15 protein-coding genes are annotated in these 16,106 nt (G+C 46.3%); 8 read left to right on the forward strand and 7 right to left on the reverse strand.

The window, feature by feature from the left end:
• The first annotated feature begins 162 nt into the window (after positions 1-162).
• Both B9N89_RS02745 and B9N89_RS02750 read left to right on the forward strand, forming a co-directional pair.
• Positions 163-795 (forward strand): hypothetical protein, encoded by a 633-nt coding sequence (locus B9N89_RS02745; protein WP_132315611.1) that lies wholly within the window; start codon positions 163-165, stop codon positions 793-795.
• Positions 796-893: 98 nt separating this feature from the next.
• The gene (locus tag B9N89_RS02750; RefSeq protein ID WP_132315609.1) at positions 894-1,334 is read left to right on the forward strand and encodes a hypothetical protein; all 441 of its coding nucleotides are present in this window, start codon (positions 894-896) and stop codon (positions 1,332-1,334) included.
• Here the strand turns inward: B9N89_RS02750 and B9N89_RS02755 are convergent.
• Positions 1,331-3,124 carry a serine/threonine-protein kinase gene (locus B9N89_RS02755; RefSeq protein WP_132315607.1) on the reverse strand — a complete coding sequence of 598 codons (1,794 nt, stop codon included), beginning with the start codon at positions 3,122-3,124 and terminating at the stop codon, positions 1,331-1,333. The genes B9N89_RS02750 and B9N89_RS02755 overlap by 4 nt on opposite strands.
• Before the next feature lie 206 nt (positions 3,125-3,330).
• Here B9N89_RS02755 and tmk point away from each other — a divergent pair, with 206 nt between their 5' ends.
• The 4 genes from tmk to B9N89_RS02775 are packed head-to-tail and all read left to right on the forward strand — an operon-like array spanning position 3,331 to position 6,939.
• A complete protein-coding gene (gene tmk / locus B9N89_RS02760; protein ID WP_165931687.1) occupies positions 3,331-4,059 on the forward strand; it encodes a dTMP kinase in 729 nt (242 codons plus the stop codon).
• On the forward strand, positions 4,056-5,066 hold the full coding sequence (locus tag B9N89_RS02765) for an AAA family ATPase (RefSeq protein WP_159455096.1): 1,011 nt from the start codon (positions 4,056-4,058) through the stop codon (positions 5,064-5,066). Before tmk ends, B9N89_RS02765 begins: the two co-directional genes overlap by 4 nt.
• A 16-nt stretch (positions 5,067-5,082) precedes the next feature.
• Positions 5,083-6,306 carry a PSP1 domain-containing protein gene (locus B9N89_RS02770; RefSeq protein ID WP_132315601.1) on the forward strand — a complete coding sequence of 408 codons (1,224 nt, stop codon included), beginning with the start codon at positions 5,083-5,085 and terminating at the stop codon, positions 6,304-6,306.
• 15 nt (positions 6,307-6,321) lie between these two features.
• Positions 6,322-6,939, forward strand: a complete 618-nt coding sequence (locus tag B9N89_RS02775) for a thymidine kinase (RefSeq protein WP_132315599.1) — start codon at positions 6,322-6,324, stop codon at positions 6,937-6,939.
• 22 nt (positions 6,940-6,961) lie between these two features.
• Here B9N89_RS02775 and B9N89_RS02780 read toward each other — a convergent pair whose 3' ends face one another.
• Together B9N89_RS02780 and B9N89_RS02785 are read right to left on the reverse strand one after the other, a co-directional pair.
• Complete coding sequence (locus tag B9N89_RS02780; RefSeq protein WP_132315597.1) at positions 6,962-7,894, reverse strand: glutathione S-transferase family protein; 933 nt, start codon at positions 7,892-7,894, stop codon at positions 6,962-6,964.
• A gap of 1 nt (position 7,895) precedes the next feature.
• Positions 7,896-8,789: a pirin family protein gene (locus B9N89_RS02785; protein ID WP_132315764.1), complete on the reverse strand. Its 894-nt coding sequence runs from the start codon at positions 8,787-8,789 to the stop codon at positions 7,896-7,898.
• A 179-nt stretch (positions 8,790-8,968) separates the two neighbouring features.
• Here B9N89_RS02785 and B9N89_RS02790 point away from each other — a divergent pair, with 179 nt between their 5' ends.
• Positions 8,969-9,853, forward strand: coding sequence for a LysR family transcriptional regulator (locus B9N89_RS02790; protein ID WP_132315595.1), 885 nt, complete (start codon positions 8,969-8,971; stop codon positions 9,851-9,853).
• Here the strand turns inward: B9N89_RS02790 and B9N89_RS31190 are convergent, their stop codons facing one another.
• Positions 9,854-9,991, reverse strand: a complete 138-nt coding sequence (locus B9N89_RS31190; RefSeq protein ID WP_159455097.1) for a hypothetical protein — start codon at positions 9,989-9,991, stop codon at positions 9,854-9,856.
• Between the two features lie 176 nt (positions 9,992-10,167).
• A complete protein-coding gene (locus B9N89_RS02795; protein WP_132315593.1) occupies positions 10,168-10,767 on the reverse strand; it encodes a hypothetical protein in 600 nt (199 codons plus the stop codon).
• A 646-nt stretch (positions 10,768-11,413) separates the two neighbouring features.
• On the opposite strand from B9N89_RS02795, the gene B9N89_RS02800 reads away from it, so the two are divergent.
• Entirely contained in the window at positions 11,414-13,333 is a 1,920-nt protein-coding gene (locus B9N89_RS02800; RefSeq protein ID WP_200820652.1) for a putative Na+/H+ antiporter, read from the forward strand.
• A gap of 44 nt (positions 13,334-13,377) precedes the next feature.
• Here B9N89_RS02800 and B9N89_RS02805 read toward each other — a convergent pair whose 3' ends face one another.
• Both B9N89_RS02805 and B9N89_RS02810 read right to left on the reverse strand, forming a co-directional pair.
• Positions 13,378-14,319: a hypothetical protein gene (locus tag B9N89_RS02805; RefSeq protein WP_132315591.1), complete on the reverse strand. Its 942-nt coding sequence runs from the start codon at positions 14,317-14,319 to the stop codon at positions 13,378-13,380.
• Positions 14,320-14,628: 309 nt separating this feature from the next.
• Positions 14,629-15,456 (reverse strand): hypothetical protein, encoded by an 828-nt coding sequence (locus tag B9N89_RS02810; RefSeq protein WP_132315589.1) that lies wholly within the window; start codon positions 15,454-15,456, stop codon positions 14,629-14,631.
• Positions 15,457-16,106 lie beyond the last annotated feature (650 nt).

Below are 16,106 nucleotides of genomic sequence, written 5' to 3' on the forward strand. Positions count from 1 at the left end.
ATTTATCTCATGGAAACTGTTGATGATCTTTGTAAAGGATACACTGGATGAGGGTTTTTGAACAATTTCAGAGCAAATAATTGCGCCGAAATCTGGCTCCTTCGGGCGAAACATGGTAGAGAAACAACTTTGAACTGAATCTCTGAACGAGGCGCGCACTTCATGACAAACCGTCTTAGACAACTTTTTGATGCGATCATGGAAATTTTGGAGTCACTTGGGCTACTTATTTGCCTGCTCCTGTCAGCACCGCTACGCTTTTTCCGGGGTTTTGATCGTGTTTATGCGTGCTTCTATTACGTTCAGGTTCTGGTGCCTCGTGGGCTTTTTGCACCCATGCTCAGGGCTCATTTCGAGGACAAGATGGGCAACCATCAGCAATCTGCCAATGTTCTCGACCAAGTTGCTTATATTCTAGAAGAAGTGGAAAGTGTAGAGCGGCAACCCAACGTGAGCCGCATGCTTTGCGATATTTACTGCCTCTTGTTCAAGCAGTACGTCCTGGCAGGGAATTTAGAAGAGGCGACTCTTACCGTCATCCGGGCCCATCAAAGCACCGGCCTAGATAGGTTGCCAACCACTCCAGGGTTTGACGTCAGGGTAGCTCATGTTGTCAAAGCAGGAATTGCTGCTGGTAAACTTCTCGAAGATGGTGGTTTGGCAACTCTTATGGTTCGTCAAGGAGATGAGCCGATCGTCAGCAAGCCGACTAATAAACGAGATCTTAAGGTTCGTAAGGCTCAAAAGCCTAAAGAAGGCGCAACTATCATTCCTTTCCCTAGTCCTGTCCAGTAAGCTTATCGCAGCAGTTAGCATTAAATCTTAGCCCAAGGTTCACTTTTTGCATGAAGGTGGGAAGACGTCCGATTGCGATCACGCCTTAAGGAAATAATATGAAAAACCTGCTGATATTACTGCTGGCTGGGCTCTATCTGGCTTGTACGACCATTGACGACAGCGACGACACCTACCATAAGTTGCAAGGTTCTTGGTCGCTTAGCAGTTTCTACTGCGAAGATATCGAGCAAAGCAACAAGCTCAACCGGCAAATAAAGAACCAGCAGATTAGTCTGACTATCACCTTCAATCGCCATGACTTTTCTCAGACCGCATACTATAAGTTAGCGAATGGCAAAAAACAGCTGCAATCTAAGGGGGTCTACATCGCCGACTCAGACGGCCTTAGGATCGATGAAGCAGTCGTTGGTACTGGGAATAGGCGTATGATTCGGTTTCTCGATCTGGAAGTCGAAGATGAGGGGTCGATTTCCATCGGCTCGGATGAGCTTTGTGATGGTAAACCAGGAGTGGCAATATTTAAAAGAAGGTCCTAGCGAATGGTGCACCGCGCTTTACCTTGTTTAGAGGGGCGTATCAAGACGGTCAGCTGCTTACCCTTAGGTGGCCTCACTGTTCTAAATGTGCACTTCAGAACTTTCTTCTGTCGGTCTCCAGAGTTAAACGTGATGCTATGCTTTGCACCAGGGGTAAGCTCGACTCTCATTGGAGTTGCACCTCGGAACAAGCCGTTGTCGATATTGATGAAAAGCTTCCGCTCAGGTGCGATGATTTTGACTGGCACCAAATTAGAATGTGCCTGCCGTTTGAGAAATACTTTCTGTAGATTCCTTGTGCCACCAGATTTACCCCGAACCTTTACGACCTCCCTTTGATAGCCAGGTCGGCTAAATTCTATCTGATAGTTGCCTGGCTTGAGAGATATCTTCGCTGGTGTCTTCGTATAGCCATTGTGAATTTTCTTACCATTGATTGCGATCAATATCGACTCAGGTTCGGTGCTGATCTTAAGGTGGAGTTTTTGATCTCCAGGATTGTTTTGGGTTAGAAAAAATATCGCCACACCGATAATCGCGACCAGACTTAGAAGAATCATTCGCCCATCCCGGCGCCGCTTAAAATTTGATTGACGATACACAGGATGGGGAATCGCTCCGCGCCTTTGGGTACCTTGGTTCTTTTGGTTGCCAAACGACCGAGGAGGTTTCGACTTGACTGCGGGCTGTTGGAAGCCGGTGTTGGCGTTTACTGGTTGAACCGTACTGCGATGAATCCCAGTTCCACCATGGTCGATCAAGTTATCGGCACGAACATTGGTGTGGAGGGATGTCGCTTGGTGGACTGGAGCTTGCTGACTCGACTGCATTTGTGAAAGGGTTTCTTTGATATCATCTTGGGTCTTGCCGCGTTTTTTAGCCAAAATACGCTTCAAAAAGTTGCCCAGCTCACTTGATGTGAAGTCTGAGTATCGAGAGTGAAGGTAGCGTAGAAGGTCCTTTTCAAATGCAGCCGCAGACTGATAGCGAAGCTTTCGCTCTTTCGCTAGGCCTTTCATAACAATTTGGAACAGCTCTTCGTCAACGTCACCGTTTAGCTCTCTGAGGTCGTGGGATATTTCGCAGTTTTGGACCTTACGAATACTCTCTACTTCTGTCTGCCCTGCGAACAGCCGCTTCATTGCCAGTGATTCCCAAAGAACAATCGCGAGACTGAATATATCGGATCGACCATCGAGTGGCTTGGCCGCGACTTGCTCGGGACTCATATACGAGTATTTACCCTTCACCACCCCTGGCCGGGTCTCAGTGATCTTGTTTTCCGCAGATGCGATGCCGAAGTCAGTGATTTTAACCTCGCCTTCGTACGACAAAAGGATATTCTGTGGTGAAATGTCGCGGTGAACAATACCCAAGGGCTCTTTGGTGATTTCGTCTGACTTGGTGTGTGCATAGTGCAGGGCGCGTGCGGAGTTGGCGGCAATATAGAGGGACATAGGCACGGTCAGTCTTGTTTTGGCGGCTTCGCAAGCGGATAGCAAGGTGCGAAGGTCACAGCCATCCACATGCTCCATGATCAATGCGTAGGAACCTTCGACCTCGGTGAAGTCGTAAACCTGAACGATATTGGCGTGCTGAAGTCGTTTGCAAATATGGGCTTCATCGCGAAACATCTCAACGAACTCTTTGTCTTGGGCGTAGTGTGGCAGAATCCGTTTGATGGCACAGATCCGTTGGAAGGCCGCCTCACCGATGGCCTTGCCCATGTAGATCTCAGCCATTCCGCCACGGGCTATCCGTTTTCCCAAAACGTAACTGTTCTTCGCCATCTTAGTCCTTGGCTCAGAGATGAAAATTGAAAGTTTGCGTCATAGGTGTTTTCGGACAAAAAAAATCAAAGTGTAGTATGGCGCTGGGATTACTGGGTGGAGCTAGTATAAACTTTTAAATATACTCAATTTTTTTGTGTTCCTAGCACCAGTTTTACAGCCTTGGCTGAGTGTCGAAAATGCAGTGGTACACCGGGAACTTGAAATTGACCTTAGCCAAGTGCGTTGTTAATCTCCAATCTGGTCATTTGCTGGGCAAAATTTGCACATCTGAGGTTGCGTTGGCGGTAGAGCACGGAAAGTTTATCACAGTTGAGGGTGGAGAAGGTGTTGGAAAAACGGTTTTTACCAAGGGTCTTTCGTCCCGTATCAAATCTGCAGGTCTTGGCCTGGTGCAGACTCGCGAACCTGGTGGAACTCCTGTAGCTCAGCAGATAAGACAGATCTTTATGTCTCCTCCTCCTGATGATTCTTTGGCGATCAAGACGGAGCTGTTTCTGGTGAGTGCGGCACGATGTCAGCACCTTGAGAAGCTCATCCGGCCAAACCTGGAGCAAGGGTCTTGGGTGCTTTGTGATCGCTTCCATGACTCCACTCGTGTATATCAAGGTATTGGCGGAGGTGTACCCCAAGCTGAGCTAGAGACCCTGATCACTCTTTCCGTGGGGCAGAGCGATCCAGATCTGACGTTTATCCTTGATTGTGACGTAAAAGTGGCTCTTGATCGGGTGAATCAAAGATCCTCTTCGGATGAGTCAGGTAATCGTTATGACGAGGCGAGCGTAGATTTTCATGAGACTCTCCGCAACGGCTTTCTCGATGTTGCTAGACGTTTTCCAAAGCGAGTGGTCGTCCTCGATGCAAGTCAGGACCCTGATACCGTCATCGATCAGGCGATCAAAGAGATCAACATGCGATTTGGGACAAGCGTTTGAACCAGAAAAATCATGATTCCACAGCTGACTGGCATAAGCTTGTAGGCTTCCAGAGCCCCTTGCTTAAGCTGCAATCCCTTTATACCAGCGGGCGTTTGCCGCAAGTACTACTGTTCGTTGGACGGGAGGGTATTGGCAAAAGACTTTTTGTCAGGGCCTTGACGAGCCTGTTTTACTGCGAAGACGGAACTGCCTGTGGGCAGTGTGGCCCTTGTCTGGACTTAAAACGTGGAGAGCATCAAGAGCTGTTGTGGCTGACCACCGAAAAGACCTTCAAGATTGAGCATGCGCAGCAGCTCCAGGATCATCTTGCTGTTCAGTCGGCTGCCATCCAAGTGAAGGGGCAGTGGCGACGTCAGCCGCGGGTGGTTGTGATGCCAGATATTGACCGACTCAATCATCAGGCCGCCAATCGGATGCTCAAAACTTTAGAAGAGCCCAATGACAACACGTTCATTATCTTTACGACAAGTCGTCCGAAGCAGCTATTGGATACGGTGCGGTCGCGGGTGATCCAGTGGTATCTTATCCCGCCCCCAGTCGCGGAATCTATTGCATTGATCCGGGGGCAAATTAATTGCGATTTAAGTGACAGTGAGCTAGAGCGACTCCTAAGCACATCCGGAATGGCTCCTGGGAAAGTCATCGAGCGAATTCAAAGCCAGCAATTTGATGATGAGCAAGTCATCGAACGATTGATGAAAGACTTGATCTTCTCCCGTGGCACCCAGACTGCCATGGATGCTGCGAAGCAGCTGACCAAGGATTACCAGGTTTCGGTGAATGACCTTGCCAAGCGAATTGAGCTATTATTAAATCAGTACTACAGATGGAGCTTTCAAGGTTCGAAGCCTGATGACGCGTATTTTAAGCAGAGTCAGCCCTCTCTCGATCCCGTTGTCTTAAGGCGGTGGCGAGAAACCTTGCGGACGATTCGGTCCTTCAGCGGAACTGGTGTGCCGTTGAATCCGCAGATGCTTGCGGAAACCTTTGCTCTGACAAGATAAATTGGTCGAGGCCTTTATGACAGGTATGAATATTGTAGGAGTCCAGTTCAGACGAGCTGGAAAAATATATGACTTTAACGCTGCAGAGCTGCTGCTCAAACTGGGTGACCGCGTCGTTGTTGAAACCGAGCGGGGATTGAGTTTGGCTGAAGTGAAGCGTGTTGCTTTTGAAGCAGCTTCAGATCGTGATCCAGATTCTTTAAAGCCTGTTGTACGGATCGCCACCAAAAAAGATCTGGATACCGCTGGTCGGCTCGATCCCGATCATGCTGAGAAATATTCCAAGGAAAAGATCAAAGAATTAGGTCTTGAGATGCACGTGATCAACGTGGAGATCCAATTCGGCGGCAATAAGGTAATCATCTACTTCTCTGCCCCTGGGCGTGTTGACTTCCGTGAATTGGTGAAAGAGCTGGCGTCTGGTTTAAAGACTCGGGTGGAGTTGAAACAAGTTGGAGCCCGTGATGAAGCGAAACTTTCAGGTGGAATTGGCATCTGTGGTCGCGAATTCTGCTGTTCTAGCTTCCTTCGTGAGTTTGTGCCAGTTTCAATCAAAATGGCGAAGAATCAAAACTTAGCGCTCAACCCAAGCAAAGTCTCAGGTGGGTGCGGCCGTTTACTTTGCTGCCTTACTTATGAAGATGAAACGTACTCAGTGCTTAGACAAAAACTTTTGCCTAAGGGAACGCGGGTCAAGACTCCTGAAGACGGGTATGGTGATGTTCTCAAGGGAGATATATTAAACCAAGTTTGCCTTGTAGAGCTGGATACCGGCGATCAAAAGTCTTTGCCTCTCAACGACCTTGAGGTTGTGGAGGCCAAGGAGGGCGTTGACGATGACTGGGGTGATGACATTGACTTTGACGATCTAATGCCTGGCTCTGATAATAGCGATGCCGCAGCGGTTGCTAAACTTGAGCAGGAAGAGCAGGTGGAAAGCGGTAGCAAGCCCCGAGGTCAGGGACATAATCGTGAACGCTCTGGTAATCGTCCGAAACGAGGCCGCGGTCCCCGAGGCCGCGGGCGAAGCAGTGGCTCCGGCTCTGGCTCATCAAGCTCTAGCAGTGATGGTAAGCCTCGTCGCAATCAATCGGGGGATGGACGCAAAGGAGAGTCAAGCAAGCGCCGTGGTCCCCGAAACTCTTCAAAACGCCCATCATCTCCTGGTGGTGAGGGGCGGCGAGACAAGGGCCCGAAGGATCGCCCAGGAAAGCCTAAAAAAGACTCTGACAAACCTTAATCGTAGGACGATGTGATGGCCAAGCTTTACTTTAGATATGGCACAGTAGGAAGTGCTAAGACGATGAACTTGCTCGCGGTGGCCCACAACTACCGCCATCAGAACAAAAATGTGCTGTTATTAAAGCCAAAGCTAGACACTCGGTTCGGAGTTGATGTGATCAAGTCTCGATCGGGCCTCACCATGGATGCGGATGTTTTGGTAGAGACAGATACTGTTCTCACAGAAGATATCCTCGATGAAATCCACTGTATTCTTGTCGATGAGGCACAGTTTCTGGCGAAAGCTTTCATCGATCAGCTTCGGGAAATTTCCCGTCATTGGGATATTCCGGTGATCTGCTATGGCCTTCGCACAGATTTTAAAACCGAGCTATTCCCAGGTAGCCAGCGCCTTTTAGAGTTGGCCGATAGCATTGAAGAAGTCAAAACAACCTGCGCATTCTGTAATCGCAAGGCTATCTTTAACGTTAAGTTTGTCAATGGAATAGCCACTCAATCGGGCCCCCAAGTTGAGCTAGGCGCTGAGGAAAAGTATCTTCCAGCTTGCTCATACTGCTATTATGAGCAAGTCTCGGAAAACCACCTATCGACCCCGCTCTTCCGTGATCCTGTAGACCTCGATCCAAGCTAAGGCCTTTCTGCGAGGCAATAACCTAAAAGATGCTATCAGGGCCTACAGGGATGATTCTCTGTGGGTTGATTGATTCATGAGAGTAGTAATAGTGCCGCTTTATATGATCGAAATGAGTTGTCTGATGGATTGCGGGGATCTTGTATAATCGGCGTAGGTATTCCGAAATATGGGTGTAGTCCTTGATCCGCTTACGATTAGCTTTAAAATGAGTGACGTAGACGACATCGAAGCGAAGGAGCGTTGGGATCAATCTTAAGTCAGCCTCAGTAAGTTGGTTGCCTACCAGGTAGGAGTGGCGACTGAGGTGGCGATCGATTTTGTCGAGCGCTCTAAATAACTCGTTGACTGCGTGTTCATGAGCGGATTGACTTTGGGCAAACCCGCTCCGATAGACGCCATTGTTCACGCACTCGTAGATCTCTTCATTCCAGCTATCGATTTCGGATCGCAGTGCTTCGGGATAGAAATCGACGGAATTGCCTGTAAGTTCATTGAACGCCGAATTGAAAATCCTAATGATCTGCGATGATTCGTTATTGACTATGGTATCGAGCTTCTTGTCCCACAGAATTGGTACGGTAACCGATGTTGAGACGTCCCTTTGTGCTTTCTGATAGACTTCGAAAAGTTGATCGAAGCCATGCAATTCGTCACCTGTAGCACCAGGAAAGTTGCTTGCAAAACTCCAGCCTTGCTCCATCATATCAGGGTGGACGACACTCACTGATATGTGGTTCTCAAGTTCCTTGAGCGAACGAAAAATTAACGTACGGTGGGCCCATGGACAAGCGTACGAAACGTAGAGGTGATACCGACCGCTTTCAACTTGGAATCGAGAGTGGTCAGCTGCGATGGTGTCGAGAAATGTTCTAGGTTGGCGTTTGAAAGAGCCTTCCTCATCGCTGGTGATAAGACTCGATTCGATCCATTTTCCGTCAACTAGTCGTCCCATGTCACGTTTCCTTTCTTTCTTGCTCGTGAACGAGTTGTCCCATCTGACCTGCCTGAAAATCTTGGAATGCCCGTACGATCTCTTCCCGGGTGTTCATCACAAAAGGTCCGTACGCTACGATAGGCTCGTCGATGGGCTCGCCATTGAGGACTAAAATATGAGATCCAATTTCGATGTTCACGGTCACTCGTGCACCAGTTCTTTGAAATAGAACTGCCTGACCTTGCTTGATTGATTTTTCGCCGATGGAGGCTTCACCTGCAATCTGAATGAAGATTGTATTGGAGTTTTCGGTGAAATCGAGTTCTAGTTTGCCTGGTTTTTTTCCGAAGATTTCGAACATAGTGATAGGAGAATGGGTTAGCGCAGGACCTTGTTTGTCGGCAAAGGTCCCAGCGATCAATTTGATCTCCTGCCCCTGATGGCTCAGATGCGGAAACTGGTCCCGGTTGATGGATTGATACCTTGGTTTAGTCATCTTATAGCGCTGGGGTAAGTTGACCCAAAGCTGCACCATCTCGAATTCACCACCACTTTCTGCAAAACGGCGAGAATGGAATTCTTCGTGCACAACCCCTTCACCCGCAGTCATCCACTGAACGCCGCCTGTTCCAATGGTACCGCCTCCACCCCCGGAGTCTCGGTGATCGATCTCACCTTTGATTGCAAAGGTTACAGTTTCAAATCCTCGGTGAGGGTGTTCACCAACCCCATGCTTTTCTTCCGTTGGAGCGAAGTAACGTGGGGCAGCGTGATCGAGCATGATAAACGGACTGAGATACCTATAGTCCTCAGAATGAACTGAGAACATCGTACTCACATAGAAGCCGTTGCCCACCCAATGCCTATCTTTTGGGTCGATAATCTTGTGAATTCGCTTTTCTGGCTTTGGCATCATCCATCTCCTTAGAAAGTAGGGGCTGATTCCCACGAGTCCCACAGCAGCAGCAATTTTCGAGAGCCAGGTTCGTCTGTCTTGCTTCATGAGCGCACCTCCGTACACCCTTACTGTATCGCCAAAGATGGAATAAATTATAGCTCAAAATTAGGTGCAAGATGTGCTAATATTGAAACATGAATGCCATTACACTCGACCAAATCAAATGTTTTTCAGTACTTAGTGAGGAAGGAAGCTTCACTCAGTCTGCTCGTCGACTGTACCGAGCGAAGTCAGCAGTTCGCTATGCCATTGGGCAGTTGGAGGAGCAATTGGGCTTTGCGTTACTCGATCGAAGTGCATATCGCCCACAGCTTACTGCCCAGGGTCGCCAGTTTCTGAAAGCATGTGGACCCTTGCTTGAACAGCATCAACGGTTCCTGAATGCTTGCCAGCAAATCTCAACACAAATCGAGACTCGCCTTGCTATAAGTGTTTCGGGGATCTATGGCCTGACTCATGTTTATCCTCATATCCGAGATCTCATGAGTCGCTTTCCTCAAACAGAGATCATTCTTGAGCGAGAAATACTGAGTGGAGAGCGGATGCTCAAGGAGGGACAAGTGGAGTTAGCTATCTTCGAGCATCTTCAAGATGATAAAAGCTTGGAATCGAAAAAGATAGATGAAGTAAGGCTCCAGCTTGTTATTGCAAGGCAACATCCATTCCTTGCCTTACCGAAGGCCGATCAAACGGTAGACCAGCTACTAGGCTACCCTCAGATAGTGCAGCGCAGCACATTACCCCAGGATGATGTTTCAAAGGGTGTTCATCGTGGAGCATTGATCTGGCGAGTGACCGATACTCCTTCAAAACTGGAGATTATCAGCAATGGACTAGGTTGGGGACGGTTGCCTGAACATGATATCAAGCCCCTGCTTGACGCAGGGGAATTGATTCACCTTTCCCATTTGCAACAAGACGACTCAGTAGACATATTTCTCTGTCGACGCCGCGAAGGCTCTGTAGGGAAAGTGGCAGATCATTTTTGGAACGCGTTTTCTGAAAGATCGATAAGGTAATCACTTACCGTAGAGTTCTTGAATTCGCTCGACGTGACTACTAGATTTCAGCTTGCCCTTTTTCTTGGGTTTTTTGCTGATAGTGGTGCACGAAAGGCTGAAGGCAACGATTAAGCTCAATCCGATTATTGATTTCATGTACAGGTCTCCTCTTTGATAAAAGCCCTATCGGTAAGAATTAAACAAATGTTTATAGGTTTAATACTTACATTTTAAGTCATAGTAAGTTCAGGGCTTACGCCAGAAAAGGCTTTGTAATGCACCTTAGGGAGACATCCCGAACTGTCTCCCTACGAAAACAGCGCCGGAAGCAGTTAATCAAGCGCGCTGATGCCAGGGATGCCTTGGAGGTTGATCATAGAGTCGCCATTTACAAAGTTTAATACAGTGTTGATGGTGACTCTTGGCTTGATTCCGAGAGTTATGTTATCACCGCCACCATTGACTCCCACAAAAAGCATATCGATCGTTTGATTGGATTGGACATTAATGATGTTTTCACTGCCATTGACCCAGACACAAAAGCTACGTAGAGCTTGAGGGAAGTTTAAGTTGATGCTCAGAGTGTTCTGGCTACCATTGACAACAACAGAGCTAAATGTTGAATCTACAATCAATTCTTGCACCAATCCACTGTCTTCCACAGAGAATATTTTCGTAGGGTCTTCTGGTTGACAACGTTCCTGAATAATCGCTTCGTCCTCATCTTTCAAGACGACCTTCGAAACATCACCAACGGACTCGGTAACCTCTCCACCTCCTTGTTCGATGTTATCTTGGATTGGCTCTTCGGCTATCTGACGTTCAACGCCTTCAGTGGGTGAACTAGCGGGGAGCTTCTGACCTTCTATACTATCACTGCAAGACATGATGACTAGCGCGCAGCACGCTCCTTGAAAAATTGACGACTTCATTTGATGGCTCCAATTTGATGGTTTTGATATCATGCCACATATCATGCAAGACGAAGGCCTGGTTTACCTGTTTTTAGCCCTATGATTATTAGGACTTCCAAAAAGATTTCAGCCAGTACCTGGCTTAAGACTCTCATTATGAGGGTCACATTAGTTGATGGCTTAGGCTAAATACCTATAATTAAAACGTATAAGTCTCGTTTGGAAGCTTGCAGCTATAGGTCGCATAGGCAATCTTGCAAGTGAGCGATAAACACCTAAAATTAAATACCTAATAGGGAAGATGAGGAACGGGGAAATCCTCTTTGGCCTTGTTGGTCCTTTGAACCTAGAGCAGTTTCTTCAACGTTAAACTGGCAATGAATTCAAGAGTCTTCAGCTGTCATGAAATTATGTCCAACCTTCAGCTAACACTTCTAACTTTTTCACACTAACTTACTAACTGATTCCTGCTTGTTGATGAGTCTCATCCAACAATCTCAGATCGGGTTCTAAATAGAATGAACTCAAACGGTGTTTGGTGATGAGTCACAAACCTACTAAATTACGCCATTTTCTGCTTTCTAGTGACGGAACATGGGTTGCAAGCCAATGAAGAGAACTGCAATTTCGCTAAATCTCTTACAAGAATTGAAAGGGGATCAGATTGAAAGTTTTTTCATCACCGATGGTGTCCATCACACTGATGGTTTCAAGCCTGCTTCTACTAACTCCCTGCTTAATGGGAGCTGCTAAAGCAAATTCACCAATTCCGACTGTCGATTTTGCTCACGGAGAGCTCGTTGTAGAGGCGCAAGAAACCAACAAAAATTTCGACCTTAAGGAAGACCGTTTGAGGGTCGAAAAGAAAATCCATGACAAGAAAAAAGTAAAAAATGAGGTACATGGTAAGGCTGCTACTGTTGTTAAGAATACGCAGACTCGTGTTTCTCAAAAGAGCAACAAAACCCAAGGCAATGATGCTCTGAATGAGCATGTTAACGAAAAAAATCATGAAACGGAAGCCGATAGCCATCACACTAAGGGTCATCATGAAGCGTTTCCCAAGCCGCTCAATAGTTACCAAGACGAGGGCATGGGCCTATTTCAAAAACTTGGTTTTCGGATTGATGCAGATCCATTTAATGTTGTCGCTCTTCTAATCTTTCTAGGCGCAATATTTCACACATTTATGGCCGGTTCGATTATGAGCCTGTCTCATAAAATTGAAGAAGAACATGCCCAGAGATGCTTAGAAAGTGGTGAGCATAGTGAGTCCATCCTAGCTCAGTTTCTCCATTTTTTTGGCGAAGTAGAAGCTATTTTCGGGATCTGGGTCTTAGTTCTTATGGGGGCCATCGCAGGTTTTAAAGACTGGTCTACGATGGTTCACTATGTAAGCGATACAGTCAACTATATAGAGCCCATGTTTGTGGTTGTAATCATGACGATTGCTGCTACTAAGCCAATTCTGAACTTCTCAGAGAACATCATGAAGCGTCTGGCACAGCTTATCGGTGCGGGAAGCCCGGCAGCTTGGTGGGGAGTCATTCTTACAGTTGCTCCTTTGTTAGGCTCGTTTATTACTGAACCAGCTGCTATGACAATCGCGGCCCTACTTCTTGTAAAGCAATTCTACAAACTAGAACCATCCACGAAGTTTAAGTATGCAACACTCGGCCTTCTATTTGTTAACGTATCTGTTGGTGGAACCCTTAGCAATTTCGCGGCTCCACCGGTTCTTATGGTTGCTCAGCCATGGGATTGGTCAACGACATTCATGCTCGTGAACTTCGGCTGGAAGGCAGCAGTCGGAATCGTTATTGCGAATACTCTCTTCTACCTATACTTCAGGCGAGAGCTAGCTAGGCTGGCTGAAAAACGTGATCAATTGAGCCAAGGCGAATCGCAGGAGGATTTATCGAAGGTTCCCTTTTGGATAACTCTTGTCCATGTCCTTTTTATGGTTTGGACAGTGGTCAACGCTCACTATCCTGCCATGTTTTTGGGAGGTTTTCTCTTCTTTCTTGGTTTCACTCAAATTACGGCTCAATATCAATCGAAACTTGAGCTGAAGACTGCTGTGCTCGTAGGTTTCTTTTTGGCTGGATTGGTGAATCATGGAGGCGTCCAAGGCTGGTGGATATCGCCAGTTCTCTCAAGCCTAACAGAAATTCCGTTGATGTTGATCGCGACAGCCTTAACTGCATTTAATGATAACGCTGCCATTACGTATCTCTCGACTTTGGTTGAAGGCTTTTCACCAGCGCTTAAATATGCTGTTGTTGCGGGTGCCGTTAGTGGTGGTGGTTTGACTGTGATTGCCAATGCTCCGAACCCAGCGGGGCAGTCTATTCTAGGTAAGTTCTTTCCAAATAGGGCTGTAAATCCGCTGTTCTTGGCGGCGGGTGCATTGGTCCCTACCATTATAATGGGTCTCTGCTTCATGCTCCTTGAGAGCACAACTCCTGTACTTTATGGAATTTTCAGCTTCCTAGGATTTGGTGGTCTAATTATCTTCATCAATCGAGTGCGAGGCCGCATGAAAGTGAAAACAATCGCATCAGAGCAACAATTATCAGCCTAAGGAGATCTATTTTTAAGCGGAGAGCGACACAGGCTCTCCGGTTCTTAAAAATTTAAGGTGTCGGTGAAATAGAACTGTTGAGAGCTACTATCACCGCAGGTATCAAACCTGATTGAAAATCTACCGTCATCTTCTGAGTCAATTCCCAAACACAAGCCATTTCGATCTTTAATGAGCCAAATATCATCGCCCTGGCGAACGAGTGAGAAGTCTTCATCGGGATCTGCTGCGACGCAACTTGTTGCAGAGAGAGTTGGGCTAATGATTCCATTCGTGTCAACCAATTCCTCTCTCAAACAGAAGCTGCTGCCATCGACTTCAATATGATAGACTTCGCTCACCGTTGAGTACTTCCTAAAGGTAAATGCCAATGCAAGACTTGAAGATGTGCACGGTTCTGCGATGACCTTGCGATCATCACCAATGTCTACTCCAAGGCAGGTGTCATTCAACTTTGAATGAATGGCTAGCACGCGGTCACTAGGGACAGCTAGCCCATCTTGCGGTAGCTTGATAATGGCCTGTGAATCTGAAACATCGCCTAAAATTGCTGTCGCGATCACAACCTCTGTCACTGGCTCTGAAACAGCGATTTTCATCGTTTTCAAAGCCTCTTTGATCGCAGCTTCATCTTTAGACTTTAAAACAAAACTATGATGAAAGATCGAGCTCGCTGAAAGCTCCTGAGATACGATTTCGATTGTCGAATCTGAAATGGTGCCTCTCCATTGGTAGCCTTTTGAGCGAACTATTTCGTCTGGTATACCTGTTGATGCAACTTTACATTGAGCTTCGCCTTCAAAAAAACTATCTTTCTCGACTAGCTTGTCCGAGCAATGAATCAGATAACCCGGAACCCCTTCGGACTCTTCACTTGGCCTTGTACTCTGATTGAAGCTGCTGCCTGCGTCTCGACATCCATGGGATTGCCAAGACAGAATGAAAGTAAGTAATAGCAGTATATTGCGGTGAAATCGTATCGTCATGGTTTGTAACTCTCGTTAATCGGGTAACTTAAGTGAGTTAGTCAATACTGATGAAGACGAAACTTCTTTACGGATATCCGGGTATGAAAGTTGAGTTCTTTTTGAGTAAGATTTGCCATCCGAATTACTATATTTAATGAGCGATAATGGTTCAGCTTTTAGCTGTGCTTCTGACTTGGGGAATAACATGATCGGAATTAATTAAAAGAATCGAGGTGCCTCAGTCCCGATTAAGTCGGGCTGAGGCGAAGAGGGTACATTCAAAGTAGGGATACTAGAGATATGAAACTCTAAGTACTGGATAAGGCTTTAGTCGAGAACAGCTCTCACACTGGAGCTAGAATCAAGCAATATGTTGTTCAACCTTCGGTTCTCTAGGCGAGGTTGCACAATGTATCGAACTGACTCTACTGCCAGAATCGCGGCAGGTAATATCAAGCATAGAATACCTAGCAACTCGACACTCACAAGGCTAAAACTAGCAGTCATGTGAATGATCAACCAAAGAGCTAGGTACCGCTTTGCTACTGATTTGCCATTGAGTAGAGTATAGAAGCCTGTGATAATAGAAATTGACCCCACCAAGCCGAAAATAAGCAAGTCATCCATTGACCCTAGACTCATGAGGCTTCCGAGTTCGAGTTCGAAACCACCAGCAAATGTCATAAAAGTCTGCATGAGAAGCTCAACACCCTGAAAGGTGAACAATACGGCGAGGAATAAAACGTAGTTCTTTTGAGTACTAACCCAGCCATCTTCAAAGTTATTTGGCTTCGCCAACCAGTAAACCAAGGATGAAGATACCATGAGTAGTATTGAGCTGGAAGCGAATTGATAGCTTAGCAAAACTGAGCCTAGTTCGATAGAATTGCTTAAAAGTAGCAAGACGGACAGGGCAGCATTGACTCCGTATAGCCAAGACTTCTTCAAAAAAAGCCCACCCGTAGCGGAAAGTAGGAGCGAGATGTTGAGCAATATAAGCACACTGCTTTCAGGGTTACTGATTAAACTAGAAAGGCCTAAACCGCCAAGGTCAATATTTGCCTGACTGAATAGAGAGTAAGACTGGAAGAATACCAGCAATTGAGCCAGCATGATAATGATTGTCTTTGTTAGATTTGAGAGGTTCTTATGCATTGTGCCATTCCTTATGTCTTATCGATGATGTTATGTGTCCCTTCCCCAAATATTAAGCAAGGTCTGGGCCAGAGAACGACAACCTTGAATTCCACGTGGTGCTTGTAATGACTACACTTTTCGCTAACAGATTGCCGAGTGAAATAACAGTGATTGAACGATTATGATTCGATTCTCAGATGCCAGAGAATATCTAGGTGAAACTAGAAGAAAAACTGTGTGGAATGACTGTAACACGGATTATGCCGCAGCATAATTCTACAATGGTTCTGCAATGTATGGTAATTAATGATTAACTAGGATTGGTGAAAGCTTGAAAGGACTGTTAAGGGGGTAGCAACATCTGATCTTTCTCGTGAAGCAGATACCAATGTTGCCACTCTTGATACTACTAAAAGAGCTTCATCTCCAAAATACTTTGAAAATGAAGTCTATTATATACGTATTCGGGTAACATAGGTCTTTCTTTGGAATTACCTTGATTCTTCGTATATCTGTGGATCAAAAGAACAATAAGAAAGGTCATGTTATGCTCCTCGTGGCCAATTTTAGTGTGATTTAGATATATCTCTCTTCTTTCCAATTTCAGAATGGAATTTGCGCTTATGGCTTGTTCTTTTCCTTTTATTTTTTCTCTTATGAGGTTTGGT

The organism is Pseudobacteriovorax antillogorgiicola (genome assembly GCF_900177345.1).
In the GTDB taxonomy this organism is placed as follows: domain Bacteria; phylum Bdellovibrionota_B; class Oligoflexia; order Oligoflexales; family Oligoflexaceae; genus Pseudobacteriovorax; species Pseudobacteriovorax antillogorgiicola.